We start from the raw sequence: 24,801 nt of genomic DNA on the forward strand, positions 1-24,801 counted from the left end.
TATTGCATAATACATAGCTTCATTTAGTTTTAAAGAGGGGCACCTTATTAGGTGCCCTTTTTTGTTGTCATAAACAAAATTACTTATCTTGTCCGTAATCTATTCTTTTGATTTAAATTGTTCATGTAACAAACTTATTTGTAATAAATGATCTTTGTAAATCATTTTGAATGATAATTGAAATGCAAATCATTTTTATTTAAACTATCTGTATGTGATTTATACAGGTAAGCACCATGTACATTTGTCTTTGTGAAGCGATTACTGATAAACAAATCAGAAATGCTGCAAGAAAGTATCAAGTAACCTCACTGAAAGGGCTACGACAAATTTTGCCTGTAGGCTTAGAATGCGGGAAATGCATTAGGCAGACAAAGGCGATTTTATATGAAGAGCAAATGATTTTTGAGGATGCGTGTGCCGCTGAGGTTGCATAGTATCTTATACCATTCAAATTATTCCCACCAAATTTATCACTTTTGGTTTAAATACATTGCGTAAAAATTACACTAACATCAATTTCAGTACTACACTTAAAAGACTGGAAGCGATGGAGGGTAACAATGAAAGGTGATAAAAAAATGATAGCCCACCTAAATAAACTACTGGGCAATGAGTTAGTTGCAATCAACCAATATTTTTTGCATGCTCGTATGTTTAAAAATTGGGGACTTACACGCCTCAATGAGATGGAATATCACGAATCAATTGATGAAATGAAGCACGCGGACAAATATATAGAGCGAATTCTTTTTCTCGAAGGTATTCCTAACCTACAAGATCTTGGTAAGTTAAATATTGGCGAAGATGTTGAAGAAATGCTGAAGTCAGATTTGCAGCTTGAAATCGATGGGGCGAAAAACCTAAAAGAAGCTATTAAATACGCAGATTCGGTTCATGACTACGTTAGTCGAGACCTGATGATTGAAATCTTAGCAGATGAAGAAAACCATATTGATTGGATAGAAACGCAATTAGAACTAATTACTCGCTTAGGAATTCAAAACTATCTTCAAGCGCAAGTTAGAGAAGAGTAATTTAGTATTTACATAGCTATTTGCTAAGTAAACTTGTATTAAAAGCCTCTCAGTCACCTCACTTCCTAAGTCTGAGAGGCTTTTTGATGAGTCTCTTCAAAAAAAATGCACATATTTTCCTCGATTACTTGTGTTTCCCTATAATTTACGTATAATGCGCGGGCTTACTGATGAGTAAGCCCTATATTTTAGGACTGAAATCTCAGTATTGAGTCAACGATTTGTTGCTCATTTAGACAATACTTCCGATTTGGAAGTTACATCAAGAACGATTACACTCTCCCATCAATCGAAATGGGTACGAGGAGTAATCATTTACGTTTATAAAATAGTTGGAGCTCTGGTCTCATGCAGAACCAAAGAATCCGTATCCGCCTGAAAGCTTTTGATCATCGTTTAATCGATCAATCAACTGCGGAAATCGTAGAGACTGCTAAGCGCACTGGTGCGCAAGTTCGTGGTCCTATCCCGCTGCCGACACGTAAAGAGCGTTTTACCGTTCTGATTTCTCCGCACGTTAACAAAGATGCGCGTGATCAGTACGAAATTCGCACTCACAAGCGTCTGGTTGACATCGTTGAGCCAACCGAAAAGACCGTTGATGCTCTGATGCGTCTGGACCTGGCTGCCGGCGTTGACGTGCAGATCAGCCTGGGTTAATCAGGTCGTCGAACGATTGAGAGGTTGAAACAATGAAAGGTTTAGTCGGTAAGAAAGTCGGTATGACTCGTATCTTCACTGAAGATGGCGTTTCTATACCTGTAACTGTTATCGAAATTGAAAATAACCGTGTTACTCAGGTTAAAACTGCAGAAACTGACGGTTATAATGCAATTCAGGTTACTACCGGGAGCAAAAAAGCTAACCGTGTAACTAAGCCTGAAGCAGGTCATTTCGCTAAAGCTGGCGTCGAAGCTGGCCGTATCCTACGTGAATTCCGTATTGAAGACAGTGCAGAATACACAGTAGGTCAAAGCATTAGCGTTGAAATTTTCGCTGACGTTAAAAAAGTCGACGTTACTGGTACATCTAAAGGTAAAGGTTTTGCCGGCACAGTTAAGCGCTGGAATTTCCGTACTCAAGATGCTACTCACGGTAACTCCTTGTCTCACCGTGTTCCGGGTTCTATCGGTCAAAACCAGACTCCGGGCAAAGTGTTTAAAGGCAAGAAAATGGCAGGCCAACTGGGTAATGAACGTGTAACTGTTCAAAGCTTAGATGTAGTACGTGTTGACGCTGAGCGCAACCTGCTGCTGGTCAAAGGTGCTGTTCCAGGAGCAACTGGTAGCAACCTGATCGTAAAACCGGCTGTCAAGGCTTAACGTCGAGGAGATAGGAATGGAATTGGTAATGAAAGACGCGCAAAGCGCGCTGACTGTTTCCGAAACTACCTTCGGGCGTGATTTCAATGAAGCGCTTGTTCACCAAGTAGTTGTTGCGTATGCAGCTGGTGCTCGTCAAGGTACTCGTGCTCAGAAAACTCGTGCTGAAGTTTCTGGTTCAGGTAAAAAACCATGGCGTCAAAAAGGTACTGGCCGTGCACGTTCTGGTTCAGTAAAGAGCCCAATTTGGCGCTCTGGTGGTGTTAGCTTCGCAGCTAAACCACAGGACCACAGTCAAAAAGTTAATAAGAAGATGTACCGTGGTGCTTTAAAAAGCATCCTCTCTGAGTTGGTACGTCAAGATCGTCTGATCGTTGTCGAGAAGTTCTCTGTTGAAGCACCTAAAACTAAGTTGCTGGCACAGAAACTGAAAGATATGGCTCTGGAAGATGTTCTGATCATCACTGCTGAATTAGATGAAAATCTGTTTTTAGCAGCACGTAACCTGTATAAGGTTGACGTTCGTGATGCAGCAGGTATTGACCCAGTTAGCCTGATCGCCTTCGACAAAGTGGTTATGACTGCTGATGCTGTGAAGCAAGTTGAGGAGATGCTGGCATGATCCGTGAAGAACGTCTGCTGAAAGTACTGCGCGCGCCGCATGTATCTGAAAAAGCTTCTACAGCGATGGAAAAAAGCAATACCATCGTTCTCAAAGTTGCGAAAGACGCGACTAAAGCAGAAATCAAAGCTGCTGTACAGAAACTGTTTGAAGTCGAAGTTGAAGGTGTTAACACTTTGCTGGTTAAAGGCAAAACTAAACGCCACGGTCAGCGTTTCGGTCGTCGTAGCGACTGGAAAAAAGCTTACGTCACGCTGAAAGAAGGCCAAAATTTGGACTTCATTAGCGGTGCTGAGTAAGTCGGAGGAGTAAAGAACAATGGCAGTTGTTAAATGTAAACCTACGTCTCCGGGCCGTCGCCACGTAGTTAAAGTGGTTAACCCTGAGCTGCATAAGGGTAAGCCTTATGCTCCGCTGTTAGAAAAAAACAGCAAATCCGGTGGTCGTAACAACAATGGCCGTATCACTACCCGTCACATCGGTGGTGGCCATAAGCAGCATTATCGTTTAGTTGACTTTAAACGCAACAAAGATGGTATTCCTGCAGTTGTTGAGCGTTTGGAATATGATCCAAATCGTTCTGCGAACATTGCACTGGTTCTATATAAAGACGGTGAACGTCGTTATATTCTTGCACCAAAAGGCTTGAAAGCTGGTGACCAGATTCAATCTGGTGTTGATTCAGCAATCAAAGCTGGTAATGCACTGCCGATGCGCAATATCCCTGTTGGTTCTACAGTTCATAATATCGAACTGAAACCAGGTAAAGGTGGACAGTTAGCGCGTTCAGCAGGTACTTACGCTCAAATCGTTGCTCGTGATGGCGCTTATGTCTCATTACGTTTACGTTCTGGTGAAATGCGTAAAGTTTTAGCTGATTGCCGTGCAACTCTTGGTGAAGTTGGTAACGCTGAACATATGTTACGTGTTCTCGGTAAAGCTGGTGCTAGCCGCTGGCGTGGTATTCGTCCTACCGTTCGCGGTACTGCGATGAACCCAGTTGACCATCCACATGGTGGTGGTGAAGGCCGTAACTTTGGTAAACACCCAGTAACACCATGGGGCGTTCAAACCAAAGGTAAGAAAACTCGTAGCAACAAGCGTACTGATCAATTCATCGTACGTCATCGTTCTAAAAAATAATTAGAGGATAAACCATGCCACGTTCTCTCAAGAAAGGTCCTTTTATTGACCTGCACTTGCTGAAGAAGGTAGAGAAAGCGGTGGAAAGCGGAGACAAGAAGCCTCTTAAGACTTGGTCCCGTCGTTCAACGATCTTTCCTAATATGATCGGATTGACCATCGCTGTCCATAATGGTCGTCAGCATGTTCCAGTTTTCGTAACCGACGAAATGGTTGGTCACAAACTGGGTGAATTCGCACCGACTCGCACTTATCGCGGCCACGCGGCAGATAAGAAAGCTAAGAAACGTTAAGGATAGGAGGAAGAGATGGAAACTTTAGCTATGCATCGCCACGCTCGTTCTTCTGCCCAGAAGGTTCGCTTAGTTGCCGACCTGATTCGCGGTAAGAAAGTGTCGCAAGCTCTGGAAATTCTGACCTACACCAACAAGAAAGCTGCTGGTTTAGTGAAGAAAGTACTTGAATCTGCAATTGCTAACGCAGAGCAAAACGATGGCGCTGACATTGATGACCTGAAAGTTGCGAAAATTTTCGTAGACGAAGGTCCAACCATGAAACGCATCATGCCGCGTGCGAAAGGCCGTGCAGATCGTATTCTTAAGCGCACCAGCCACATTACTGTGGTTGTGTCCGATCGCTGAGACTCTGGAGACTAGCAATGGGTCAGAAAGTACATCCTAATGGTATTCGCCTGGGTATTGTCAAACCTTGGAACTCTACTTGGTATGCGAACACCAATGAATTCGCTGACAACCTAGACAGCGATTTTAAAGTACGCCAGTACTTGAATAAAGAATTGGCAAAAGCGTCAATCTCTCGCATCGTTATCGAACGTCCTGCGAAAAGCATCCGTGTGACTATTCACACTGCTCGCCCAGGTATCGTTATCGGTAAGAAAGGTGAAGACGTTGAAAAACTGCGTAAAACAGTAGCGGATATCGCTGGTGTTCCTGCGCAAATCAATATCGCCGAAGTTCGTAAACCAGAACTAGACGCTAAATTAGTTGCTGACAGCATTTCTTCACAGCTGGAACGTCGTGTTATGTTCCGTCGTGCTATGAAGCGTGCAGTACAGAACGCAATGCGTCTGGGCGCTAAAGGTATTAAAGTTGAAGTCAGTGGCCGTTTAGGCGGTGCTGAAATCGCTCGTACCGAGTGGTATCGTGAAGGCCGTGTGCCACTGCACACATTACGTGCTGATATCGATTACAACACTTCAGAAGCGCACACCACTTACGGTGTTCTCGGCGTTAAGGTATGGATCTTCAAAGGTGAGATTCTGGGTGGTATGGCTGCTGTTGAACAAGCTGAGAAACCAGCTGCTCAACCTAAAAAGCAGCAGCGTAAAGGCCGCAAGTAAGGAGAGTCGCTGATGTTACAACCAAAGCGTACAAAATTCCGTAAGGTGCACAAAGGCCGCAACCGTGGTCTAGCGCAAGGTACGGATGTTAGCTTCGGCACTTTCGGTCTTAAAGCTGTTGGCCGTGGTCGTCTGACTGCACGTCAGATCGAAGCGGCACGTCGTGCTATGACCCGTGCTATTAAGCGTCAAGGTAAAATCTGGATCCGTGTGTTCCCAGACAAACCAATCACTGAGAAACCACTCGAAGTTCGTATGGGTAAAGGTAAAGGTAACGTAGAATATTGGGTTGCCTTAATCCAGCCTGGTAAAGTACTGTACGAAATGGACGGTGTGCCTGAAGAGCTGGCTCGTGAGGCATTCTCTCTGGCAGCAGCGAAACTGCCTATCAAAACCACCTTTGTAACTAAGACGGTGATGTAATGAAAGCACAAGAGCTGCGCGAAAAAAGCGTTGAAGAGCTGAATGCTGAACTTTTGAACCTGTTACGTGAACAATTTAATTTACGTATGCAGGCTGCAAGTGGTCAGCTGCAACAGTCTCATCTGTTGAAACAAGTGCGTCGCGATATCGCACGTGTGAAGACTTTACTGACTGAGAAGGCAGGTGCGTAATGAGCGATAAAATCCGTACTCTGCAAGGTCGTGTAGTTAGCGATAAAATGGAGAAATCTATTGTTGTTGCTATCGAGCGTATGGTGAAACACCCTCTGTATGGTAAATTCATCCGTCGTACGACTAAATTGCACGTACATGACGAGAACAATGAATGTGGAATCGGTGACGTGGTAGAAATCCGCCAAACTCGTCCACTGTCTAAGACTAAGTCTTGGGCCTTAGTTCGCGTTGTAGAAAAAGCTGTTCTGTAATAGAATAACTTTTCTTGATGAATAAACGGCTCTTTTTGATTGAGCCGTTTATTTTTTTCTGTCCAACACGATGATGTGGTGTTATAATGCCGCGCCCTCGTAGTATGGGTATATTTGAACGGCCTCTTCATAATGAGGTGGCTCAGTAGTAGTTGACATTTAGCGGAGCACTAAAATGATCCAAGAACAGACTATGCTGAACGTGGCCGACAACTCCGGTGCACGTCGCGTAATGTGTATCAAGGTTCTAGGTGGCTCGCACCGTCGCTATGCACATGTAGGCGACATCATTAAAATTACTGTTAAAGAAGCAATTCCACGCGGTAAAGTTAAAAAGGGTGATGTCCTGAAAGCGGTAGTGGTGCGCACCAAGAAGGGTGTACGTCGCCCTGACGGTTCTGTCATTCGCTTCGATGGTAATGCTTGTGTGTTATTAAATAATAACAGCGAGCAAGTAATCGGTACGCGTATTTTTGGGCCGGTAACTCGTGAACTTCGTAATGAGAAGTTTATGAAAATTATCTCTCTGGCACCTGAAGTACTCTAAGGAGCGAAACTATGGCAGCGAAAATCCGTCGTGATGACGAAGTTATCGTGCTAACTGGGAAAGACAAAGGTAAGCGCGGTAAAGTAAAGCAGGTTATTTCTTCTAGTAAAGTTATCGTTGAAGGTATCAATCTGGTTAAAAAACATCAGAAGCCTGTACCGGCTCTGAACCAACCAGGTGGCATCGTTGAAAAAGAAGCGGCTATTCAAGTTTCTAACGTTGCAATCTTTAACGCGGCAACTGGTAAGGCTGACCGTGTAGGCTTTAGATTCGAAGACGGCAAAAAAGTCCGTTTCTTCAAATCTAACAGTGAAACTATCAAGTAATTTTTGGAGTATACGATGGCGAAACTGCATGATTACTATAAAGACGAAGTAGTTAATAAACTCATGACTGAGTTTAGCTACACTTCTGTCATGCAAGTCCCTCGGGTCGAGAAGATCACCCTGAATATGGGTGTTGGTGAAGCGATTGCTGATAAAAAACTGCTGGATAACGCAGCAGCTGATTTAACAGCGATCTCAGGTCAAAAACCTTTGATCACCAAAGCACGCAAATCTGTTGCAGGCTTCAAAATCCGTCAGGGCTATCCAATCGGCTGTAAAGTAACCCTGCGTGGCGAACGCATGTGGGAGTTCCTTGAGCGTCTGATTTCTATTGCTGTACCACGTATTCGTGACTTCCGTGGCTTGTCCGCTAAGTCTTTCGATGGTCGCGGTAACTACAGCATGGGTGTTCGTGAACAAATCATCTTCCCTGAAATCGATTACGATAAAGTGGATCGCGTACGTGGTTTAGATATTACTATCACCACTACTGCGAAATCAGATGACGAAGGTCGCGCACTGTTAGCAGCGTTCAACTTCCCGTTCCGCAAGTAAGGCAGGGTACTCATGGCTAAGAAATCTATGAAAGCGCGTGATGTTAAACGTGCTAAATTAGCTGAGAAATTCTTCGCAAAACGCGTAGAACTGAAAGCTATCATCTCTGATGTTAAAGCATCTGATGAAGATCGCTGGGACGCTGTTCTCAAGCTGCAAACACTGCCACGTGATTCAAGTCCTTCTCGTCAGCGTAATCGCTGCCGTCAAACAGGGCGTCCGCACGGTTTCCTGCGGAAGTTTGGTCTGAGCCGTATTAAAGTCCGTGAAGCCGCTATGCGCGGTGAAATCCCGGGCCTTAAAAAGGCAAGTTGGTAATTCCATTTGAATCACGGGAGTAAAGACAGATGAGCATGCAAGATCCCATCGCGGATATGCTGACCCGTATCCGTAACGGTCAGGCCGCGAACAAAGTTGCGGTCACCATGCCTTCCTCCAAGCTGAAAGTGGCAATTGCCAAAGTGCTGAAGGAAGAAGGTTATATTGAAGATTTTAAAATTGAAGGCGACATCAAGCCAGAACTGGAACTGACTTTACGTTATTTCCAAGGTAAGGCTGTTGTAGAAAGCATTCAGCGTGTAAGCCGCCCAAGTCTGCGCATCTATAAGAAAAAAGATGAGCTGCCACAAGTTATGGCTGGTTTAGGTATCGCTGTTGTTTCTACCTCTAAAGGTGTCATGACTGATCGTGCAGCTCGCCAAGCTGGTCTTGGTGGCGAGATTCTCTGCTACGTAGCTTAATTCGGGAGGAAAGAATGTCTCGTGTGGCAAAAGCACCCGTCGTCATTCCTGCCGGCGTAGAGGTAAAACTCAACGGTCAGGTTATTTCGATTAAGGGTAAAAACGGCGAGCTTACTCGTACTATCCATAATGCAGTTGAAGTTAAAAGCGAAGACAATCAACTGACTTTCGCACCACGCGAAGGTTTTGATGATGCATGGGCACAAGCGGGTACTACTCGTTCACTGTGTAATGCAATGGTTGTTGGTGTTACCGAAGGCTTCACTAAAAAGCTTCAACTGGTCGGTGTTGGTTACCGTGCAGCAATCAAAGGCAATGCTGTAAGCTTGTCTTTAGGTTTCTCGCATCCGGTTGAACACGCACTGCCAGCAGGCATTACTGCTGAATGCCCAACACAAACTGAAATCGTACTGAAAGGTGCGGATAAGCAAGTGATTGGTCAAGTTGCAGCAGAACTGCGTGCTTACCGTCGTCCTGAACCTTACAAAGGTAAAGGTGTTCGTTACGCCGATGAAATCGTGCGTACCAAAGAGGCTAAGAAGAAGTAAGGTAACACTATGGATAAGAAAGCAGCTCGTATCCGTCGTGCGACCCGCGCACGCCGTAAGATCCAAGAATTGGGTGCGACTCGCCTGGTGGTACATCGTACTCCACGCCATATTTATGCGCAGGTTATCGCACCAAACGGTTCTGAAACATTGGTTGCAGCTTCTACTACAGAAAAAGCTATCAATGAACAAGTTAAGTTTACTGGAAACAAAGACGCAGCAGCAATTGTTGGTAAATTAGTTGCTGAACGCGCACTGGAAAAAGGCATCACTGTTGTTGCTTTTGACCGTTCTGGTTTCCAATATCATGGTAGAGTCCAGGCACTGGCAGATGCTGCCCGTGAAGCTGGCCTTCAGTTCTAAGGTAGAGGTGTAAGATGGCTCACATCGAGAAACAAGCTGGCGAACTGCAGGAAAAGCTGATCGCGGTAAACCGCGTAGCAAAAACCGTTAAAGGTGGCCGTATTTTCAGCTTTACCGCACTGACTGTAGTTGGTGATGGTAACGGTCGCGTTGGTTTTGGCTACGGCAAAGCGCGCGAAGTTCCGGCAGCAATCCAGAAAGCGATGGAAAAAGCCCGTCGCAGTATGAAAACCGTTGCTCTAAACAACGGCACATTGTTCCACCCTGTGAAAGGTACACACACTGGTTCTCGTGTGTTTATGCAACCTGCTCACGAAGGTACCGGTATCATTGCCGGCGGTGCAATGCGTGCTGTTTTAGAAGTAGCTGGAGTTCGCAACGTACTGGCTAAAACCTATGGTTCCACAAACCCAATCAACGTGGTTCGTGCAACACTGGATGCTTTAGACAGCATGAAGTCTCCAGAAATGGTCGCAGCTAAGCGTGGAAAATCCGTCGAAGAAATTCTGGGGTAATCGGCTATGGCTAAGACTATTAAAATTACACAAGTTCGCAGTTCAATCGGTCGTCTGCCTAAGCATAAGGCAACACTGGTCGGTTTAGGTCTGCGTCGCATTGGTCATACAGTAGAGCGCGAGGATACTCCTGCTGTACGTGGTATGGTCAACTTGGTTTCCTACATGGTTAAAGTTGAGGAGTAAGAGATGCGTTTAAATACTCTGTCTCCGGCTGAAGGTGCCAAGCACGCGCCTAAACGCGTAGGTCGTGGTATCGGTTCTGGTCTGGGTAAAACCGGCGGCCGTGGTCACAAAGGTCAGAAATCTCGTTCTGGCGGTGGCGTACGTCGTGGTTTCGAAGGTGGCCAGATGCCTTTATACCGTCGTTTGCCGAAATTCGGCTTCACTTCACGTAAAGCAATGATCACTGCAGAGATTCGTCTGTCTGATTTTGCTGCTGTTGAAGGCGATGTTATTGATCTGAACGCACTGAAAGCCGCGAACGTTGTTGGCATCCAGATTGAATATGCTAAGGTTATTCTGTCTGGCGAAGTGAACCGTGCAGTTACTGTACGTGGCCTTCGTGTTACTAAAGGTGCTCGCGCTGCAATCGAAGCTGCCGGCGGTAAAATTGAGGAATAAGTGACAGATGGCTAAACAACCAGGATTAGATTTTCAAAGTGCCAAGGGTGGAGCTGGCGAACTTAAACGCAGACTTTTGTTTGTAATTGGTGCGCTAATTGTTTTCCGAATTGGTTCTTTTATTCCAATCCCTGGTATTGATGCCACTGTGCTTGCCAAATTGCTCGAACAGCAACAAGGCACCATCATTGAAATGTTTAACATGTTCTCTGGTGGTGCTCTTAGCCGTGCTTCTATCTTTGCTTTGGGTATCATGCCGTATATTTCGGCATCGATCATTATCCAATTATTATCAGTGGTTAATCCACGATTAGCAGAGATCAAGAAGGAAGGAGAAGCAGGTCGTCGGAAGATAAGCCAATATACTCGCTGGGGTACTCTGGTATTAGCAATATTCCAATCTATTGGTATTGCAATGGGTCTACCGAATATGCCAGGGATGCAAGGGTTAGTCATTGATCCAGGCCTCCCGTTCTACTTTACGGCAGTTGTTAGCTTAGTCACAGGGACTATGTTCCTAATGTGGTTAGGTGAGCAGATAACTGAAAGAGGTATCGGTAACGGTATTTCTATCATTATCTTCGCTGGTATTGTTGCGGGGTTACCGCCGGCTATTGGCCATACCATCGAGCAAGCTCGGCAAGGCGATCTGCACTTCCTCCTGTTGCTGTTGGTTGCGGTGTTAGTATTCGCGGTTACTTTCTTTGTTGTGTTTATGGAACGTGGTCAACGTCGTATTGTCGTTAATTACGCTAAACGTCAGCAAGGGCGCCGTGTTTATGCAGCACAAAGTACGCATTTACCGTTAAAAGTGAATATGGCGGGTGTAATTCCTGCAATTTTTGCTTCCAGTATCATACTATTCCCGGGTACAATAGCTTCTTGGTTTGGTGATGGAACTGGCTGGGACTGGCTGACTACAATTTCTATGTATTTGCAGCCTGGTCAACCGTTATATGTGTTACTTTATGCATCTGCGATCATCTTCTTCTGTTTCTTCTATACGGCGTTGGTTTTCAACCCAAGAGAAACAGCAGATAACCTGAAGAAGTCCGGTGCATTTGTACCAGGAATTCGTCCGGGAGAGCAAACGGCCAAGTACATTGATAAGGTAATGACTCGTTTAACATTAGTTGGCGCATTATATATTACCTTCATCTGCCTAATCCCGGAGTTCATGCGTGACGCAATGAAAGTACCTTTTTACTTTGGTGGTACTTCCCTCTTAATCGTGGTTGTCGTTATCATGGACTTTATGGCTCAAGTGCAAACTCTAATGATGTCAAGTCAGTATGAGTCTGCATTGAAGAAAGCAAACCTGAAAGGTAAGTAATCACTTAGTGTGATTATGGTTTGCTTAGAAGTTACGGAGAGTAAAAATGAAAGTTCGTGCTTCCGTCAAGAAATTATGCCGTAACTGCAAAATTATCCGTCGCAATGGTAGCGTTCGTGTAATTTGTAGTGTTGAACCAAGACATAAACAACGTCAAGGTTAAGAAAAAGCATTTTTTTCTTGCAAAGTTGGGTTGAGCTGGCTAAATTAGCCAGCCAATCTTTTTTATCTAAGATACATTATTGTTTGAGTATCCTGAAAACGGGCTTTTCAGCACAGTAATGTATATTTTAACTTAGGAGTGCATAGTGGCCCGTATAGCAGGCATTAACATTCCTGATCATAAACATACTGTAATCGCTTTAACATCGATTTTCGGTATCGGTAAGACCCGCTCACAGGCTATCTGTGAAGCAACAGGTATTGCTGAAAATGTTAAGATCAGTGAGCTGTCTGAAGAACAAATCGACAAGCTGCGTGACGAAGTTGCTAAATACGTTGTAGAAGGTGACTTACGTCGTGAAATTACCCTGAGCATCAAGCGTCTGATGGACCTTGGATGTTACCGTGGTTTACGTCATCGTCGTGGTCTTCCTGTGCGCGGACAGCGTACTAAGACTAACGCTCGTACCCGTAAGGGTCCGCGTAAGCCGATCAAGAAATAAGTCGGGGTATTGAATAATGGCAAAAGCACCAATTCGTGCACGTAAGCGTGTAAGAAAACAAGTCTCAGACGGTGTGGCTCATATCCATGCTTCTTTCAACAACACAATCGTTACTATTACTGACCGTCAAGGTAACGCATTAGGTTGGGCAACTGCCGGTGGTTCCGGTTTCCGTGGTTCTCGCAAATCTACTCCGTTCGCAGCTCAGGTTGCAGCAGAGCGTTGCGCAGAAGCTGTGAAAGAATACGGAATCAAAAACCTGGAAGTTATGGTTAAGGGACCGGGTCCGGGTCGCGAATCAACAATTCGTGCTCTGAACGCCGCTGGTTTCCGCATCACTAATATTACTGATGTGACTCCTATCCCTCATAACGGTTGTCGCCCACCGAAAAAACGTCGCGTTTAAATACGTTTCGTTTTTTTTAGGACTGTTGGAGAAAGAAAATGGCTAGATATTTGGGTCCTAAGCTCAAGCTGAGCCGTCGCGAAGGAACAGACCTCTTTCTGAAGTCTGGTGTTCGCGCGATTGACACCAAGTGTAAATTAGAACAGGCTCCAGGCCAGCACGGTGCGCGTAAACCGCGTCTGTCTGACTATGGTGTCCAGTTACGTGAAAAACAAAAAGTTCGTCGTATGTTCGGTGTTCTGGAACGTCAATTCCGTAACTATTACAAAGAAGCAACACGTCTGAAAGGCAACACAGGTGAAAACCTGCTGACTTTGCTTGAAGGTCGTCTTGATAACGTCGTTTACCGTATGGGCTTTGGCGCAACTCGCGCAGAAGCACGTCAAATGGTTAGCCACAAAGCTATCATGGTAAATGGTCGCGTAGTTAATATCGCTTCTTATCAGGTTTCCCCGAATGACGTTATCAGCGTTCGTGAGAAAGCTAAAAAACAGTCTCGTATTAAGGCTGCTTTAGAGCTGGCTGAACAGCGTGAGAAGCCAACTTGGCTGGAAGTTGATGCTGCTAAAATGGAAGGTGTGTTCAAACGTATTCCTGAACGTACTGACTTGTCTGCGGACATTAACGAACACCTGATCGTCGAGCTTTACTCCAAGTAAAGCTTAGCACCAAAGAGAGGACACAATGCAGGGTTCTGTGACAGAGTTTCTAAAACCGCGCCTGGTAGATATCGAGCAAGTGAGTTCGACGCACGCTAAGGTGACCCTTGAGCCTTTAGAGCGTGGCTTTGGCCATACTCTTGGTAACGCACTGCGCCGTATTCTGCTTTCGTCTATGCCGGGTTGTGCGGTGACAGAGGTTGAAATTGATGGTGTACTGCATGAGTACAGCACCAAAGAAGGTGTACAGGAAGATATCCTGGAGATTCTCCTCAACCTGAAAGGGCTGGCGGTAAAAGTTCAGGGGAAAGATGAAGTTATTTTAACCTTGAATAAATCTGGCATTGGCCCTGTGACTGCAGCCGACATCATCCATGATGGTGATGTCGAAATCGTCAAGCCACAGCACGTCATCTGCCACCTGACTGACGAAAGCGCATCTATTAATATGCGAATTAAAGTACAGCGTGGTCGTGGTTATGTGCCGGCTTCTGCCCGAGTTCATTCGGAAGAAGATGAGCGCCCAATCGGTCGTTTGTTAGTCGATGCTTGCTACAGCCCAGTAGAGCGTATAGCCTACAATGTTGAAGCAGCTCGTGTTGAGCAACGTACAGACTTGGATAAGTTAGTTATTGAAATGGAAACTAACGGTACAATCGATCCTGAAGAGGCGATTCGCCGTGCGGCAACCATTCTGGCTGAACAACTTGAAGCTTTTGTTGACTTACGTGATGTACGTCAGCCTGAAGTTAAAGAAGAAAAACCAGAATTCGATCCTATCTTATTGCGCCCAGTTGACGATCTGGAATTGACTGTCCGCTCTGCTAACTGCCTCAAAGCAGAAGCTATCCACTACATCGGTGATCTGGTACAGCGTACAGAAGTTGAGTTGCTTAAAACTCCGAATCTTGGTAAGAAATCTCTTACTGAAATTAAGGACGTCTTGGCATCTCGTGGTCTTTCTCTGGGCATGCGCTTAGAAAATTGGCCACCAGCAAGTATTGCTGATGATTAAGATCACAGGTTAAGGTTTTACTGAGAAGGATAAGGTCATGCGCCATCGTAAGAGTGGTCGTCAATTGAACCGCAACAGCAGCCACCGCCAAGCTATGTTCCGTAACATGGCAGGTTCTTTAGTTCGTCATGAAATCATCAAGACGACTCTGCCTAAAGCGAAAGAACTGCGTCGCGTCGTTGAGCCGCTGATTACTCTTGCCAAGACCGACAGCGTAGCTAATCGTCGTCTGGCATTCGCACGTACTCGTGATAACGAGATCGTTGCAAAATTATTTAATGAACTGGGACCTCGTTTCGCAGCTCGTGCAGGTGGTTACACTCGTATTCTTAAGTGTGGCTACCGTACAGGTGACAACGCTCCGATGGCTTACATCGAGCTTGTTGACCGTGCTGTTGAGTCTCAAGAAGCAGCTGCAGAGTAATCTGTCGTCGCTTTCAAGAAAACCGGGTATATTTGCCCGGTTTTTTTGTACCTGCTATTCTTGTCTTCCTAATAGGTTTGTTCCCTTGAATTTTTTGTGATTAACCCATATTTACAGGTAAGTGTTATGAGCATGTATAAGATAGGTGAAATTGCTAGGCTTGCAGATGTGACGCCTGATACAATTCGTTTTTATGAAAAACAAGGTTTGATGGAACACAAAGAAAGAACTGAAGGTGGGTATAGGTTATTTACTGAGCATGACCTGCAGCGTTTGCGTTTTATTCGTTATGCAAAACAGTTAGGCTTTACTTTAGAAGCTATTACTGAGTTACTTTCAATACGAGTTGATCCTGAACATCATACTTGTCAGGAATCTAAACAGATTGTAGATCTTAGATTACTTGAAGTTGAAAAAAAGATACAAGAGCTTATTATTATGCGCGATTCGTTGAAGATGTTAAGTTCAGCATGTTGTGGTGAAGAACATGCGACAACGTATTGCTCTATTATGGAAATATTAGAAAAAGGCGCATCTAAAGTTTATTAATTATATAATCAGCTAACTATATGAAGGTATATCATGAGTAAATATCAACATAAACGTGGTGAGATTAAAGATAATGCGATTGAAGCATTACTCCATGATCCACTATTTCGTCAAAGAGTTGAAAAAAATAAAAAAGGGAAAGGTAGTTACACAAGAAAAGGAAAAAATAAGAATTCAGTTAACTGGGAGGCCAGTGGTAATAGGTTTATTGACGTATTACCACTGGCCTTTTAGTTATTTTTTATTTTGTTCTTTCAAAAGATCACGAATTTCTGATAATAGAACTTCTTCTTTAGACGGTGGTGCAGGCTCTGCTGGTGCTGCTTCTTTTTCGCGGCGAACTTTATTCATAACTTTAATTGCCATAAAGATAGCAAAGGCAACAATAACAAAGTCAAAAACAGTTTGTATAAACATTCCATAATTTAGTACAACTGCGGGTAAATCACCTTGTGCTTCTTTCAGTACGATGCTAAATGATTTGAAATCAACACCACCGATTAGTAACCCTAGCGGAGGCATGATGACATCAGCAACTAATGAAGATACAATTTTACCAAATGCGGCACCAATAATAATACCGACTGCCATATCCACTACATTACCTTTCATGGCAAATTCGCGGAAATCTTTTAAAAAGCTCATTAGACGACCCCTTAATAAATAACTCAATTGAAACAAAACATGTATTAGGTTAACAAATTATAGTCGCTAGAATTATTAAGCTGCAAATATTTACTATTTTTATTTTTATAAGAAGAATGGACTCGGTTGAAATAATTTTTCAACTTCAGGTACATACTTTTTATCTGTAATAAACATAATGACATGGTCACCTTGTTCAATAATATGGTAATCACTAGCTATAATGACTTCTTCTTCTCGGACAATCGCACCAATAATAGTTCCTGGAGGAAGTTTAATTTCAGATATTTTTTTACCAACAACTTTTGACGTATTTTCATCACCGTGTGCAATTGCCTCAATAGCTTCCGCAACACCTCTTCTTAAAGATGATACATTGACGATATCTGCTTTTCTGACATGGCTTAGTAAAGCGGAAATAGTTGCTTGTTGAGGTGAAATTGCAATGTCAATGACCCCACCTTGAACAAGTTCAACGTATGCAGAGCGTTGTATAAGTACCATTGCTTTTTTAGCCCCCATTTTTTTAGCTAACATAGCAGACATAATATTAGCTTCATCATCATTTGTTAGGGCAATAAAAACATCCATTTGCTCAATGTGCTCTTCAGTGAGTAACTCTTGGTCAGATGCATCTCCATAAAACACAATTGTATCATGCAGTAGCTCAGCAAGTTCTGTTGCACGCTTCTGGTTGCGTTCAATAAGTTTCACGCTGTAATCTTTTTCTAGTCGTCTTGCTAGACCAGCTCCAACGTTGCCACCACCAACTATCATCAAACGTTTGTATGGCTTTTCTAACCTTTGCAGCTCACTCATTACAGCTCGGATATGTTGTGTAGAAGCAACAAAAAAAACTTCGTCTCCCGCTTCAATGATTGTTGAGCCTTGAGGCCGGATAGGCCTATCTTGGCGGAAAATAGCGACAACGCGAGTATCAATATGTGGCATATGTTCGCGTAAACTCGATAATGCATTACCCACGAGGGAACCGCCGTAATAAGCTTTTACAGCAACAATACTGACTTTGCCTTCTGCAAAGTTTACAACTTGAAGAGCACCAGGGTATTGAATTAATTTATAGATATAATCGATAACTAATTGTTCTGGCGATATTAAGTAGTCAATCGGGATTTGTTCAGGCAGGAACAATTTGTCGGCTTCACGGATATATTCAGTTGCCCTGATACGCGCTATTTTATTTGGGGTATTAAATAGGCTATAGGCAATCTGGCAAGCAATCATGTTAGTTTCATCGGAATTGGTCACTGCTACTAACATATCTGCATCTTCTGCACCTGCATCTCGAAGTACCCGGGGATGAGAACCATGGCCATTTACCACTCGCAGATCGAATTGATCCTGTAATTGACGTAAGCGATCAGCATCGGTATCGACGACGGTAATATCATTGTTCTCATCAACTAAATTTTCAGCAAGCGTGCCGCCAACTTGCCCAGCACCTAGAATAATGATCTTCATTACATATTCCTATATCAGAGAGCTGGCTACCATTTCCTACACTTTTTTGACTAAGCGTGCATAAAAGAAACCATCACCGCCATTAGTACTGGGTAATATTTGTAATCCAGCATCAGTTCCGTCATTTAGACAGGCATCATTATGTTTAGATAGGAAATTGTGTATTTGTTTTCCGTTTTCTTCGGGCATAATTGAACAAGTCGCATAGACCAGTGTGCCGCCTGGTTTTAAATAAGGCCAGATAGCTTCGAGAATTTGAGATTGTAGTTGCGCTAATTCATTTATGTCTGAATCACGACGTAGCCATTTAATATCAGGATGACGTCGAATAACGCCTGTTGCGGAACAAGGAGCATCAAGCAAAATACGATCAAATTGCTGACCTTGAGCCCATGTTTCAGGCTGTGTTCCGTCTCCTTGTATAACAACAGCATGTTGCTTTAGACGAATTAAATTTTCTTTCACTCTTTTAAGGCGTGATTCATCTATGTCTACAGCAATAACATTAGCCTTAGGGGCTAACTCTAAAATATGGGTTGTTTTTCCACCTGGTGCTGCACATAAATCTAAAATATTTTCCCCATTTTGAGGTTCTAGTAATTCAGCACAGCCTTGAGCTGAAACATCTTGTACTGTTGACCAACCATCTTCAAAGCCCGGAAGACGAGAAACAGCTGTAGGTTCATCTAAGCGGATAGCATTTGGATGTGAAGAGTGCAAATGTGCGGTTATCTCAGATTGCTCTAATAAATTAAGATATTGTGTAGCTGTGTGATGCTGAGAATTTACTCTTAACCACATAGGTGGGCGTTGGTTATTTGCTTCAATAATAGATTGCCAATCATCTGGATAGGCTGTTTGTAGGCGTTTTAATAACCAGCTTGGATGTAAATATTGGCTAGTGTTGTTAGTAATTCTTTCTTCTAATTGTACTTGTTGGCGTTGAAATGAACGCAACACGCCATTAATAAGCCCTTTTAATTGGGGTTTTTTCAGTGCTACTGCTCCATTTACTGTTTCTGCTAATGCAGCATGAGGCGGAATGCGAGTATAAAGTAGCTGATAGATACCTACCATAATTAAGTAATGCAGGGTTCTTTGTTTACCAGTTAATGGTTTTTCCATTAGCTGACTAATAAACCATTCAAGCTTAGGTAAATAACGTAAAACGCCAAAGCAAATTTCTTGTAATAAAGCTTTATCTTTATCATTGATATTGCGTTGTAAGTCAGGCAATACAGTGCTTAGTGATTGTCCGTTATCAAGGACTTGATTAATTGCTGTTGCCGCGATACTACGCAAATTATATGTGTTTTTCATATGGTGAAGATGAATATATTAGTGACTGAAATAAAACTGCCTGAAGGTATCAGGCAGTTTACAAGTTCGTTATGCTAGAATTTGCTCTGGAGTAAACCATTCGCGACGAGAGTTTAGGATATCTTGTGCACTCATTGCTTTTTTGCCAGGCGGTTGTAGCTGAGTAATATTTAGTATGCCATTTCCTGTGGCGATACATATACCTTTTTTATCAGCGCTAATAATTGTTCCTGGTTGCTTGTCATGTTCGTCGGTGAATACTTCAGCTTGCCAAACTTTAATGAGTTGCTCTTCAACCATGAAATAACTCATTGGCCAAGGATTGAAAGCACGAATACAACGCTCAATATGTACAGCATCATCTTGCCAATTAATGCGAGCTTCCTCTTTCGATAATTTTTCAGCATAATTTGCTAATGAATCGTCTTGTTTCTCACCAACGCATTGACCTGCGGATAACATCTCAACAGTATGAATTAATGCTTCAGGGCCTGTTATTGCTAATTTATCATATAACGAGGCGCTCGTATCACTAGCGCTAATTGGACAAATTGCTTTGTAAAGCATGTCTCCAGTATCTAAACCTGCGTCCATTTGCATAATAGTCACACCCGTTTCAGTATCACCAGCCCAAATAGAACGTTGAATTGGTGCTGCTCCTCTCCAGCGAGGTAACAAAGAGCCGTGAACATTCAAGCAACCTAAGCGAGGAATATCAAGAACGGCTTGCGGTAAAATCAATCCATAAGCAACAACTATCATTAAGTCCGCATTTTGGTCTTTTATCCACTGCTGGTTTTCGCTATCTCTAAGAGATATTGGTTGAAAAACAGGGAGTTGGTTTTCTTCAGCGAGAACCTTGACAGGGCTTGGTGTTAACTTTTTACCTCTCCCCGCAGGTTTATCATGGCGAGTGAGAACGCCTACGATTTGGTGCCTGGTACCTAAGAGAGCAGCTAAGTGTTTGGCCGCAAAATCTGGTGTACCTGCAAAAATAATTTTCAATGGCTCTGACACGTTAATTTCCCTATTTATATTTAGCGAACTAGCTATTCTTGGCTTCTTTTGCTCTTAGTCTGTCTAGTTTTTCAACTTTCTGGCGGATGCGCTGACGTTTTAAAGGCGATAAATAGTCAACAAATAGCTTACCAACAAGGTGGTCCATTTCATGTTGGATACAGATAGCTAATAAACCATCAGCCTCTAGTTCAAAAGACTCGCCGTTATAATTTAGTGCACGAACTTTTACCTGCTCAGCACGAGGGACGAAGCCATGTTGTTCCGGAATAGACAAGCAACCTTCTTCGATACCTGTTTCCCCAGATTTATCTAACAATTCAGGGTTAATAAGAACTAAGCGCTCATCACGAGTTTCCGACACATCAATGACGATGATTCGTTGGTGGATATCGACTTGAGTTGCTGCAAGGCCAATGCCTTCTTCTTCATACATGGTATCGAACATATCATCAACGATACGCTGTATAGAAGCATCAACTTTGTCTACTGGCTTAGCAATTGTGCGTAAGCGTTCGTCTGGATAATGTAATACGTTTAAGACTGACATAAATTTTTCGAGCGGTTTCCAAAATGTGAATGGGAATTAATGACTATTCTAGACATTTCTCTTTCATATTGACAGTATTGGTTATGATTTGTTCACTGAAGAACCTATTTGTTAATGAGTCAGGATGACAATAATGGATACCCAAGAAATTTGGTTAAGGATGTCTCAAGTTAAAAGGCTATTGCCCCTGAATGCAGTAAGAATAATTAATGAGCTAAAACAACTAAATAAAATTAGCTATCAGGCTTTACACCATCATGGTTTGAATGAAATACAGCAATTACAATTTATGAATGTCTCTATGCACCGGCTAGAAAAAGTACAAGCATGGCTTTCAGATAAACATCATCAAATGATTACTTACTGTGATTCCCATTACCCTTTTTTATTAAAGCAAATCTACAGTCCTCCTCTTTTATTATTTGTTGTGGGAAAAAGTGAATTATTGGTAGCGCCACAAATTGCTATAGTTGGCAGTCGTAGAGCAAGTGAATATGGCAGAATATGGACTAACCTGTTTGTAAAGAGCTTTGTTCACCATGGTATAACCATCACTAGTGGGCTTGCATTAGGTATCGACGGTATAAGCCATAAAGCAGCTCTAGATAATAGAGGTGAAACAATTGCGGTTTTAGGTAGCGGATTAGCAAATATTTACCCGCGTCAACATGCTGAATTAGCTGAAAAGATTAAAAATTATGGTGCGTTGATTTCAGAATATTGGCCGGATGTACCACCATTACCTAAGCAATTTCCCAAGAGAAACCGTATTATTAGTGGGTTAAGTAAAGCAGTTGTTGTCATTGAAGCTGGAATGAAAAGTGGATCATTAATAACTGCTAGATATGCATTAGAGCAAAACCGTGACTTATTTACATTGCCTGCTCCATTGGGTAATTCGGCATTCCATGGTAACCATTGGCTATTGCAGCAAGGAGCTTATCTATTAGCTGAACCTGAAGATGTTTTGCAACATATCAGTGATGGGTTAAATTGGATACAAACAGAATTGCCTATAGAAAAGGTACCACTTGAGTTTAGTGTGGTAGAAAATAAAATTTTAGGTATGGTGGGGTACCAAGCGACACCAGTAGATGTCATTGCAGAACAGACCCAAATTCCTGTTACTCAAATAATTACCATATTAACTGAGATGGAAATCAATGGAGTAGTTAGCTCGGGGGCTGGTGGGTATACCAGAGTCACTTAGTTAAAAGCAACAGTAGAGAAAAACATGTCTAAACAACTGCCCTTCGATACAGAGAAAAATGAACATTGTCCAGAATGCGATTCCTTGCTTGTTATCCGCAATAGTTCACATGGGCCTTTTTTAGGTTGTTCAAGTTATCCACAATGTCATTATATGAGGCCGCTAAGGCCTACAGTAGAAAGTCATATTATTAAAGTATTAAGTGGTCAACATTGTCCTAAATGTAGCCATGACTTAGTGCTGAAGCAAGGCCGATTTGGCATGTTTATTGGTTGTAGTAATTATCCTGAATGTGAACATATTGAGCTAATTGATAAGCCGGATGAAACTAAAATTTCTTGCCCGCAATGCCAAACAGGGAATTTATTACAGAGAAAATCGCGTTTCGGTAAGACTTTTTATGCTTGTGATAATTATCCTAACTGTCAGTTTATATTAAATAATAAGCCTATTACTGGTAAATGTAAGTATTGTGAATATCCATTACTTATGGAAAAAAGGGGGGGACAGGGAGTAAGATTATTTTGTGCCAGCAAACGCTGCGGTAAGCAACAAGAAGAATAATGAGTTAAAACTATGTCAAATATATCTACACCTGCAATTGAAAGTATCATAAGTTCATTACAACACGAGGAGGTTATTGCCTACCCAACAGAAGCCGTATTTGGTTTAGGCTGTGACCCAGATAGTGAAAAGGCAGTACATAAGTTGTTAGAATTGAAGCAACGCCCTTGGGAAAAAGGATTAATCCTTATTGCTGATAGCTATGAACAATTAAAAGACTATATAGATGATGAGCAGTTAACGGAAGATCAGAAACAAGCGATGTTTGCAACATGGCCAGGGCCAGTAACATGGGTTATCCCCGCAAAAACAACGACGCCAAAATGGTTGACTGGCCGGTTTGACACCATCGCAGTGAGAGTCACAGACCATGAATTAGTAAAAAGCTTATGCCGTCATTATGGCAAACCTTTAGTGTCTACAAGTGCAAATTTAAGTGGTTTAGAGCCTTGTAGAACAACAGAAGAAGTAATTGCTCAATTTAAAGGAAGTGTTCCTGTCCTTGATGGAACAGTGGGTGGCCGCCAAAATCCTTCTGAAATAAGAGACGCAAAAACAGGGCAACTATATCGTAAAGGATAATATTGATGGAAATGTTTGCGGTTTTTGGCAATCCAATTCAACACAGTAAATCACCTGTTATACATAAAATGTTTGCAGAGCAAACAGGTATTTCACTGAAATATGAAAAAATCCTAGCACCAGTAGAGGGTTTCGAACAAAGCTTAATAGAGTTTTTTTCACAAGGTGGAAAGGGCGCAAACATTACATTGCCATTTAAGGAGCGCGCCTTTCATGCTGTTTCTGAATTAACAGCGAGAGCTCAAACTTGTGGTGCAGTTAATACGGTCATGAAGCTTGATGATCATCGATTGCTGGGAGACAACACAGATGGAATGGGGCTTTTGTTAGATTTACAGCGTTTGAATTTTGTACATCCAAGTAGCCGAATATTAATAGTTGGTGCTGGTGGTGCAACACGTGGAGCATTATTGCCACTTTTAGAATATGGCTGTGATATCACTTTAACAAATAGAACTTTTTCTAAGGTTGTATTATTAGTTAACGAATTTTCAGCGCTAGGGAAAATATGTGGGAAGGAGATCTCGCAGATCGTATCTGCTGATTTTGATCTGATCATCAATGCGACTTCATCTGGTGTGAATGGAGAAGTTCCTGCAATTGATCCAAATGTATTTAATCATCAAGTTGCATGTTATGACATGTTTTATCAATCGTCATTAACTCCTTTCCTTAAATTTGCGGCTCAACACCAAGTGACTAAGATAGCGGATGGCTTAGGTATGCTTGTAGGACAAGCTGCATTTTCTTTTAAGCTATGGCATGGCGTTCTTCCTGAAATTACACCTGTTTTATCTGCTTTATATAAGGAATTGAAAGGGTGAATCAGCAAATTCAATTTCCGGATAGAGAAGAGTGGGATGAGCTATCCAAGCAAGTACGCTTTCCTGTGTTGATTAGCGGAATGCTTGCCGAATGTGCAATCCCTCAGTCATTGCTATTTCAACGCTATGGTCAAGAAGAAACACCTCTGAGGTTATTTCAGCAGTATCGATGGGATATCGAAGAAGAGTTTGAAGCCTTGATTGAACAAGGCCTCGATGGCGAAGATGGGCTTTACGTATTATCAGAGGCTAAATAGTTATTTTTCCATTCAACATAGTTATTTGCTGAATAACGTAGATGACCTAACTCAGCATCAGTCAATTTTCGGATGGCTTTTGCTGGGCTCCCTGTATATAAGTAACCAGACTCGAGCCTTTTTCCTTGAGTCACTAAACTGTTAGCTCCGATAATAACGTCATCTTCGACTATAGCCCCATCAATGACAATTGAGCCCATTCCAACCAGTACTCTATTCCCTATAGTGCAACCATGTAACATGACTTTATGGCCAATGGTGACATCTTCTCCGATAATTAACGGGTTCCCCTCAGGGTTACTGGCAGATTTATGTGTGACATGTAGTACTGAGCCATCTTGGATATTGGTGCGTGCGCCAATAGAGATATAGTTAACATCACCACGCAAAACACTGAGAGGCCAAATACTGACATCATCAGCTATGCGAACATCTCCAATTACAACAGAAGATGGGTCAATGAAAACGCGTGCATTAATAGAAGGATAAATATCTAAATAAGGGCGTAAAAGTGTGTTCATAGTGATAACCATAAAAAGAAATAAAGGATGGCAGTTAAATAACTCGCTAATTCATTATGAATTTATGAGCCAAGTAGGCTGCTAAAGTTAGAATTATAGGCATGAAGTCGCTTCTTTTATAATCGTTATGCAGTGAAAAAGCACAAGATGGCTATTTTATCTGCAAACGGAGTTTTTTTTTAAAAAAAAGGTTGTGTAATTTTGAAGG

43 protein-coding genes are annotated in these 24,801 nt (G+C 42.6%); 37 read left to right on the top strand and 6 right to left on the bottom strand.

Annotation, left to right across the window (positions count from 1 at the left end; all coding sequences use genetic code 11):
* The first annotated feature begins 236 nt into the window (after positions 1-236).
* The 32 genes from bfd to PR767_RS20650 all read left to right on the top strand — a co-directional run bounded on the left by bfd (position 237) and on the right by PR767_RS20650 (position 15,855).
* The gene (bfd, locus tag PR767_RS20495; protein ID WP_004907122.1) at positions 237-437 is read left to right on the top strand and encodes a bacterioferritin-associated ferredoxin; all 201 of its coding nucleotides are present in this window, start codon (positions 237-239) and stop codon (positions 435-437) included.
* Between the two features lie 126 nt (positions 438-563).
* Positions 564-1,037 (top strand): bacterioferritin, encoded by a 474-nt coding sequence (bfr, locus tag PR767_RS20500; protein WP_004907125.1) that lies wholly within the window; start codon positions 564-566, stop codon positions 1,035-1,037.
* Positions 1,038-1,385: 348 nt separating this feature from the next.
* Complete coding sequence (gene rpsJ / locus PR767_RS20505; RefSeq protein ID WP_001181005.1) at positions 1,386-1,697, top strand: 30S ribosomal protein S10; 312 nt, start codon at positions 1,386-1,388, stop codon at positions 1,695-1,697.
* Between the two features lie 32 nt (positions 1,698-1,729).
* On the top strand, positions 1,730-2,359 hold the full coding sequence (gene rplC / locus PR767_RS20510) for a 50S ribosomal protein L3 (protein ID WP_004265414.1): 630 nt from the start codon (positions 1,730-1,732) through the stop codon (positions 2,357-2,359).
* A 16-nt stretch (positions 2,360-2,375) separates the two neighbouring features.
* On the top strand, positions 2,376-2,981 hold the full coding sequence (gene rplD / locus PR767_RS20515; protein WP_004265418.1) for a 50S ribosomal protein L4: 606 nt from the start codon (positions 2,376-2,378) through the stop codon (positions 2,979-2,981).
* Positions 2,978-3,280, top strand: a complete 303-nt coding sequence (gene rplW / locus PR767_RS20520) for a 50S ribosomal protein L23 (protein ID WP_004265420.1) — start codon at positions 2,978-2,980, stop codon at positions 3,278-3,280. Before rplD ends, rplW begins: the two co-directional genes overlap by 4 nt.
* A gap of 19 nt (positions 3,281-3,299) precedes the next feature.
* A complete protein-coding gene (gene rplB, locus PR767_RS20525) occupies positions 3,300-4,124 on the top strand; it encodes a 50S ribosomal protein L2 (protein ID WP_004907128.1) in 825 nt (274 codons plus the stop codon).
* 14 nt (positions 4,125-4,138) lie between these two features.
* Entirely contained in the window at positions 4,139-4,417 is a 279-nt protein-coding gene (rpsS, locus tag PR767_RS20530) for a 30S ribosomal protein S19 (protein WP_004265426.1), read from the top strand.
* A 15-nt stretch (positions 4,418-4,432) separates the two neighbouring features.
* On the top strand, positions 4,433-4,765 hold the full coding sequence (rplV, locus tag PR767_RS20535) for a 50S ribosomal protein L22 (RefSeq protein ID WP_004265430.1): 333 nt from the start codon (positions 4,433-4,435) through the stop codon (positions 4,763-4,765).
* A gap of 17 nt (positions 4,766-4,782) precedes the next feature.
* Positions 4,783-5,484 carry a 30S ribosomal protein S3 gene (rpsC, locus tag PR767_RS20540; protein ID WP_004907131.1) on the top strand — a complete coding sequence of 234 codons (702 nt, stop codon included), beginning with the start codon at positions 4,783-4,785 and terminating at the stop codon, positions 5,482-5,484.
* A gap of 12 nt (positions 5,485-5,496) precedes the next feature.
* Positions 5,497-5,907 (top strand): 50S ribosomal protein L16, encoded by a 411-nt coding sequence (gene rplP, locus PR767_RS20545; RefSeq protein ID WP_004265436.1) that lies wholly within the window; start codon positions 5,497-5,499, stop codon positions 5,905-5,907.
* Complete coding sequence (rpmC, locus tag PR767_RS20550) at positions 5,907-6,098, top strand: 50S ribosomal protein L29 (protein WP_004265442.1); 192 nt, start codon at positions 5,907-5,909, stop codon at positions 6,096-6,098. Before rplP ends, rpmC begins: the two co-directional genes overlap by 1 nt.
* Positions 6,098-6,352 (top strand): 30S ribosomal protein S17, encoded by a 255-nt coding sequence (gene rpsQ / locus PR767_RS20555; protein WP_004265446.1) that lies wholly within the window; start codon positions 6,098-6,100, stop codon positions 6,350-6,352. The genes rpmC and rpsQ overlap by 1 nt, the downstream gene beginning before the upstream one ends.
* Before the next feature lie 175 nt (positions 6,353-6,527).
* Positions 6,528-6,899 (top strand): 50S ribosomal protein L14, encoded by a 372-nt coding sequence (gene rplN / locus PR767_RS20560; protein ID WP_004265449.1) that lies wholly within the window; start codon positions 6,528-6,530, stop codon positions 6,897-6,899.
* Between the two features lie 11 nt (positions 6,900-6,910).
* A complete protein-coding gene (gene rplX, locus PR767_RS20565) occupies positions 6,911-7,225 on the top strand; it encodes a 50S ribosomal protein L24 (protein WP_004265452.1) in 315 nt (104 codons plus the stop codon).
* Positions 7,226-7,240: 15 nt separating this feature from the next.
* Positions 7,241-7,780 (top strand): 50S ribosomal protein L5, encoded by a 540-nt coding sequence (gene rplE, locus PR767_RS20570; RefSeq protein ID WP_004265455.1) that lies wholly within the window; start codon positions 7,241-7,243, stop codon positions 7,778-7,780.
* Positions 7,781-7,792: 12 nt separating this feature from the next.
* Entirely contained in the window at positions 7,793-8,098 is a 306-nt protein-coding gene (gene rpsN / locus PR767_RS20575) for a 30S ribosomal protein S14 (protein WP_004265458.1), read from the top strand.
* Positions 8,099-8,127: 29 nt separating this feature from the next.
* Positions 8,128-8,520, top strand: a complete 393-nt coding sequence (gene rpsH, locus PR767_RS20580; protein WP_004907134.1) for a 30S ribosomal protein S8 — start codon at positions 8,128-8,130, stop codon at positions 8,518-8,520.
* Positions 8,521-8,534: 14 nt separating this feature from the next.
* Positions 8,535-9,068, top strand: coding sequence for a 50S ribosomal protein L6 (gene rplF / locus PR767_RS20585; RefSeq protein ID WP_004265464.1), 534 nt, complete (start codon positions 8,535-8,537; stop codon positions 9,066-9,068).
* A gap of 9 nt (positions 9,069-9,077) precedes the next feature.
* Positions 9,078-9,431, top strand: a complete 354-nt coding sequence (gene rplR / locus PR767_RS20590; protein WP_004907138.1) for a 50S ribosomal protein L18 — start codon at positions 9,078-9,080, stop codon at positions 9,429-9,431.
* 14 nt (positions 9,432-9,445) lie between these two features.
* Positions 9,446-9,946, top strand: coding sequence for a 30S ribosomal protein S5 (gene rpsE / locus PR767_RS20595; protein ID WP_004265471.1), 501 nt, complete (start codon positions 9,446-9,448; stop codon positions 9,944-9,946).
* Positions 9,947-9,952: 6 nt separating this feature from the next.
* On the top strand, positions 9,953-10,132 hold the full coding sequence (gene rpmD, locus PR767_RS20600; protein ID WP_004265475.1) for a 50S ribosomal protein L30: 180 nt from the start codon (positions 9,953-9,955) through the stop codon (positions 10,130-10,132).
* A 3-nt stretch (positions 10,133-10,135) separates the two neighbouring features.
* Positions 10,136-10,570, top strand: coding sequence for a 50S ribosomal protein L15 (gene rplO, locus PR767_RS20605; protein ID WP_004265478.1), 435 nt, complete (start codon positions 10,136-10,138; stop codon positions 10,568-10,570).
* Positions 10,571-10,577: 7 nt separating this feature from the next.
* Entirely contained in the window at positions 10,578-11,903 is a 1,326-nt protein-coding gene (gene secY / locus PR767_RS20610) for a preprotein translocase subunit SecY (protein WP_004265481.1), read from the top strand.
* 46 nt (positions 11,904-11,949) lie between these two features.
* Positions 11,950-12,066, top strand: coding sequence for a 50S ribosomal protein L36 (gene rpmJ / locus PR767_RS20615; protein WP_004265484.1), 117 nt, complete (start codon positions 11,950-11,952; stop codon positions 12,064-12,066).
* A gap of 145 nt (positions 12,067-12,211) precedes the next feature.
* Complete coding sequence (rpsM, locus tag PR767_RS20620; protein WP_004907144.1) at positions 12,212-12,568, top strand: 30S ribosomal protein S13; 357 nt, start codon at positions 12,212-12,214, stop codon at positions 12,566-12,568.
* Positions 12,569-12,584: 16 nt separating this feature from the next.
* Positions 12,585-12,974, top strand: a complete 390-nt coding sequence (gene rpsK, locus PR767_RS20625) for a 30S ribosomal protein S11 (protein WP_002919257.1) — start codon at positions 12,585-12,587, stop codon at positions 12,972-12,974.
* A 38-nt stretch (positions 12,975-13,012) separates the two neighbouring features.
* Positions 13,013-13,633, top strand: a complete 621-nt coding sequence (rpsD, locus tag PR767_RS20630) for a 30S ribosomal protein S4 (RefSeq protein ID WP_004907147.1) — start codon at positions 13,013-13,015, stop codon at positions 13,631-13,633.
* Between the two features lie 25 nt (positions 13,634-13,658).
* Complete coding sequence (locus PR767_RS20635) at positions 13,659-14,648, top strand: DNA-directed RNA polymerase subunit alpha (RefSeq protein ID WP_004907150.1); 990 nt, start codon at positions 13,659-13,661, stop codon at positions 14,646-14,648.
* A 37-nt stretch (positions 14,649-14,685) separates the two neighbouring features.
* A complete protein-coding gene (gene rplQ, locus PR767_RS20640; RefSeq protein ID WP_004907152.1) occupies positions 14,686-15,072 on the top strand; it encodes a 50S ribosomal protein L17 in 387 nt (128 codons plus the stop codon).
* Between the two features lie 132 nt (positions 15,073-15,204).
* Positions 15,205-15,621 (top strand): Zn(2+)-responsive transcriptional regulator, encoded by a 417-nt coding sequence (gene zntR, locus PR767_RS20645; protein ID WP_004907154.1) that lies wholly within the window; start codon positions 15,205-15,207, stop codon positions 15,619-15,621.
* 33 nt (positions 15,622-15,654) lie between these two features.
* Positions 15,655-15,855 carry an alternative ribosome-rescue factor A gene (locus PR767_RS20650; protein ID WP_164529260.1) on the top strand — a complete coding sequence of 67 codons (201 nt, stop codon included), beginning with the start codon at positions 15,655-15,657 and terminating at the stop codon, positions 15,853-15,855.
* On the opposite strand, the gene mscL is transcribed toward PR767_RS20650, so the two are convergent.
* The 5 genes from mscL to def all read right to left on the bottom strand — a co-directional run bounded on the left by mscL (position 15,856) and on the right by def (position 20,635).
* On the bottom strand, positions 15,856-16,266 hold the full coding sequence (mscL, locus tag PR767_RS20655) for a large-conductance mechanosensitive channel protein MscL (protein ID WP_004907161.1): 411 nt from the start codon (positions 16,264-16,266) through the stop codon (positions 15,856-15,858).
* Between the two features lie 105 nt (positions 16,267-16,371).
* On the bottom strand, positions 16,372-17,748 hold the full coding sequence (gene trkA, locus PR767_RS20660) for a Trk system potassium transporter TrkA (protein ID WP_004265502.1): 1,377 nt from the start codon (positions 17,746-17,748) through the stop codon (positions 16,372-16,374).
* Positions 17,749-17,784: 36 nt separating this feature from the next.
* Complete coding sequence (gene rsmB, locus PR767_RS20665) at positions 17,785-19,068, bottom strand: 16S rRNA (cytosine(967)-C(5))-methyltransferase RsmB (protein WP_110731566.1); 1,284 nt, start codon at positions 19,066-19,068, stop codon at positions 17,785-17,787.
* A gap of 69 nt (positions 19,069-19,137) precedes the next feature.
* Positions 19,138-20,085 (bottom strand): methionyl-tRNA formyltransferase, encoded by a 948-nt coding sequence (fmt, locus tag PR767_RS20670; RefSeq protein ID WP_004907167.1) that lies wholly within the window; start codon positions 20,083-20,085, stop codon positions 19,138-19,140.
* A 28-nt stretch (positions 20,086-20,113) separates the two neighbouring features.
* A complete protein-coding gene (gene def / locus PR767_RS20675) occupies positions 20,114-20,635 on the bottom strand; it encodes a peptide deformylase (RefSeq protein ID WP_004907170.1) in 522 nt (173 codons plus the stop codon).
* A gap of 133 nt (positions 20,636-20,768) precedes the next feature.
* On the opposite strand from def, the gene dprA reads away from it, so the two are divergent.
* From dprA to PR767_RS20700, 5 genes are read left to right on the top strand one after another with little or no spacing between them, the layout of a single operon-like run.
* Positions 20,769-21,845, top strand: coding sequence for a DNA-processing protein DprA (dprA, locus tag PR767_RS20680; protein ID WP_272520882.1), 1,077 nt, complete (start codon positions 20,769-20,771; stop codon positions 21,843-21,845).
* 24 nt (positions 21,846-21,869) lie between these two features.
* Complete coding sequence (locus PR767_RS20685) at positions 21,870-22,409, top strand: DNA topoisomerase family protein (protein WP_004907176.1); 540 nt, start codon at positions 21,870-21,872, stop codon at positions 22,407-22,409.
* A gap of 12 nt (positions 22,410-22,421) precedes the next feature.
* A complete protein-coding gene (tsaC, locus tag PR767_RS20690) occupies positions 22,422-22,991 on the top strand; it encodes an L-threonylcarbamoyladenylate synthase type 1 TsaC (protein WP_210845824.1) in 570 nt (189 codons plus the stop codon).
* Positions 22,992-22,996: 5 nt separating this feature from the next.
* Positions 22,997-23,815, top strand: a complete 819-nt coding sequence (gene aroE / locus PR767_RS20695; RefSeq protein ID WP_272520883.1) for a shikimate dehydrogenase — start codon at positions 22,997-22,999, stop codon at positions 23,813-23,815.
* Positions 23,812-24,072 carry a DUF1488 domain-containing protein gene (locus tag PR767_RS20700; protein ID WP_004907184.1) on the top strand — a complete coding sequence of 87 codons (261 nt, stop codon included), beginning with the start codon at positions 23,812-23,814 and terminating at the stop codon, positions 24,070-24,072. Before aroE ends, PR767_RS20700 begins: the two co-directional genes overlap by 4 nt.
* Here the strand turns inward: PR767_RS20700 and PR767_RS20705 are convergent.
* Positions 24,048-24,593: a gamma carbonic anhydrase family protein gene (locus tag PR767_RS20705; RefSeq protein ID WP_110731570.1), complete on the bottom strand. Its 546-nt coding sequence runs from the start codon at positions 24,591-24,593 to the stop codon at positions 24,048-24,050. The genes PR767_RS20700 and PR767_RS20705 overlap by 25 nt on opposite strands.
* Positions 24,594-24,801 lie beyond the last annotated feature (208 nt).

The sequence above is a fragment of the Providencia sp. PROV223 genome (genome assembly GCF_028479245.1).
Classification (GTDB): Bacteria; Pseudomonadota; Gammaproteobacteria; order Enterobacterales; family Enterobacteriaceae; genus Providencia; species Providencia rettgeri.

Bases quoted from the DNA above. Each gene is read 5' to 3' on its own strand.
- rplD (WP_004265418.1), top strand. From the start codon at position 2,376: ATGGAATTGGTAATGAAAGACGCGCAAAGCGCGCTGACTGTTTCCGAA.
- mscL (WP_004907161.1), bottom strand. From the start codon at position 16,266: ATGAGCTTTTTAAAAGATTTCCGCGAATTTGCCATGAAAGGTAATGTA.
- tsaC (WP_210845824.1), top strand. From the start codon at position 22,422: ATGTCAAATATATCTACACCTGCAATTGAAAGTATCATAAGTTCATTA.
- rpmD (WP_004265475.1), top strand. From the start codon at position 9,953: ATGGCTAAGACTATTAAAATTACACAAGTTCGCAGTTCAATCGGTCGT.
- rplR (WP_004907138.1), top strand. From the start codon at position 9,078: ATGGATAAGAAAGCAGCTCGTATCCGTCGTGCGACCCGCGCACGCCGT.
- rpsN (WP_004265458.1), top strand. From the start codon at position 7,793: ATGGCTAAGAAATCTATGAAAGCGCGTGATGTTAAACGTGCTAAATTA.
- rpsC (WP_004907131.1), top strand. From the start codon at position 4,783: ATGGGTCAGAAAGTACATCCTAATGGTATTCGCCTGGGTATTGTCAAA.
- dprA (WP_272520882.1), top strand. From the start codon at position 20,769: ATGGATACCCAAGAAATTTGGTTAAGGATGTCTCAAGTTAAAAGGCTA.
- rplO (WP_004265478.1), top strand. From the start codon at position 10,136: ATGCGTTTAAATACTCTGTCTCCGGCTGAAGGTGCCAAGCACGCGCCT.
- trkA (WP_004265502.1), bottom strand. From the start codon at position 17,748: ATGAAGATCATTATTCTAGGTGCTGGGCAAGTTGGCGGCACGCTTGCT.
- rpmJ (WP_004265484.1), top strand. From the start codon at position 11,950: ATGAAAGTTCGTGCTTCCGTCAAGAAATTATGCCGTAACTGCAAAATT.
- rpsH (WP_004907134.1), top strand. From the start codon at position 8,128: ATGAGCATGCAAGATCCCATCGCGGATATGCTGACCCGTATCCGTAAC.
- rpsQ (WP_004265446.1), top strand. From the start codon at position 6,098: ATGAGCGATAAAATCCGTACTCTGCAAGGTCGTGTAGTTAGCGATAAA.
- rpsE (WP_004265471.1), top strand. From the start codon at position 9,446: ATGGCTCACATCGAGAAACAAGCTGGCGAACTGCAGGAAAAGCTGATC.
- rpmC (WP_004265442.1), top strand. From the start codon at position 5,907: ATGAAAGCACAAGAGCTGCGCGAAAAAAGCGTTGAAGAGCTGAATGCT.
- PR767_RS20650 (WP_164529260.1), top strand. From the start codon at position 15,655: ATGAGTAAATATCAACATAAACGTGGTGAGATTAAAGATAATGCGATT.
- bfd (WP_004907122.1), top strand. From the start codon at position 237: ATGTACATTTGTCTTTGTGAAGCGATTACTGATAAACAAATCAGAAAT.
- zntR (WP_004907154.1), top strand. From the start codon at position 15,205: ATGTATAAGATAGGTGAAATTGCTAGGCTTGCAGATGTGACGCCTGAT.
- rsmB (WP_110731566.1), bottom strand. From the start codon at position 19,068: ATGAAAAACACATATAATTTGCGTAGTATCGCGGCAACAGCAATTAAT.
- rplQ (WP_004907152.1), top strand. From the start codon at position 14,686: ATGCGCCATCGTAAGAGTGGTCGTCAATTGAACCGCAACAGCAGCCAC.
- rpsS (WP_004265426.1), top strand. From the start codon at position 4,139: ATGCCACGTTCTCTCAAGAAAGGTCCTTTTATTGACCTGCACTTGCTG.
- PR767_RS20685 (WP_004907176.1), top strand. From the start codon at position 21,870: ATGTCTAAACAACTGCCCTTCGATACAGAGAAAAATGAACATTGTCCA.
- rplW (WP_004265420.1), top strand. From the start codon at position 2,978: ATGATCCGTGAAGAACGTCTGCTGAAAGTACTGCGCGCGCCGCATGTA.
- rplV (WP_004265430.1), top strand. From the start codon at position 4,433: ATGGAAACTTTAGCTATGCATCGCCACGCTCGTTCTTCTGCCCAGAAG.
- rplE (WP_004265455.1), top strand. From the start codon at position 7,241: ATGGCGAAACTGCATGATTACTATAAAGACGAAGTAGTTAATAAACTC.
- PR767_RS20705 (WP_110731570.1), bottom strand. From the start codon at position 24,593: ATGAACACACTTTTACGCCCTTATTTAGATATTTATCCTTCTATTAAT.
- rpsK (WP_002919257.1), top strand. From the start codon at position 12,585: ATGGCAAAAGCACCAATTCGTGCACGTAAGCGTGTAAGAAAACAAGTC.
- rpsJ (WP_001181005.1), top strand. From the start codon at position 1,386: ATGCAGAACCAAAGAATCCGTATCCGCCTGAAAGCTTTTGATCATCGT.
- rplN (WP_004265449.1), top strand. From the start codon at position 6,528: ATGATCCAAGAACAGACTATGCTGAACGTGGCCGACAACTCCGGTGCA.
- def (WP_004907170.1), bottom strand. From the start codon at position 20,635: ATGTCAGTCTTAAACGTATTACATTATCCAGACGAACGCTTACGCACA.
- rplP (WP_004265436.1), top strand. From the start codon at position 5,497: ATGTTACAACCAAAGCGTACAAAATTCCGTAAGGTGCACAAAGGCCGC.
- rplX (WP_004265452.1), top strand. From the start codon at position 6,911: ATGGCAGCGAAAATCCGTCGTGATGACGAAGTTATCGTGCTAACTGGG.
- bfr (WP_004907125.1), top strand. From the start codon at position 564: ATGAAAGGTGATAAAAAAATGATAGCCCACCTAAATAAACTACTGGGC.
- rplC (WP_004265414.1), top strand. From the start codon at position 1,730: ATGAAAGGTTTAGTCGGTAAGAAAGTCGGTATGACTCGTATCTTCACT.
- rplB (WP_004907128.1), top strand. From the start codon at position 3,300: ATGGCAGTTGTTAAATGTAAACCTACGTCTCCGGGCCGTCGCCACGTA.
- rplF (WP_004265464.1), top strand. From the start codon at position 8,535: ATGTCTCGTGTGGCAAAAGCACCCGTCGTCATTCCTGCCGGCGTAGAG.
- secY (WP_004265481.1), top strand. From the start codon at position 10,578: ATGGCTAAACAACCAGGATTAGATTTTCAAAGTGCCAAGGGTGGAGCT.
- aroE (WP_272520883.1), top strand. From the start codon at position 22,997: ATGGAAATGTTTGCGGTTTTTGGCAATCCAATTCAACACAGTAAATCA.
- rpsD (WP_004907147.1), top strand. From the start codon at position 13,013: ATGGCTAGATATTTGGGTCCTAAGCTCAAGCTGAGCCGTCGCGAAGGA.
- PR767_RS20635 (WP_004907150.1), top strand. From the start codon at position 13,659: ATGCAGGGTTCTGTGACAGAGTTTCTAAAACCGCGCCTGGTAGATATC.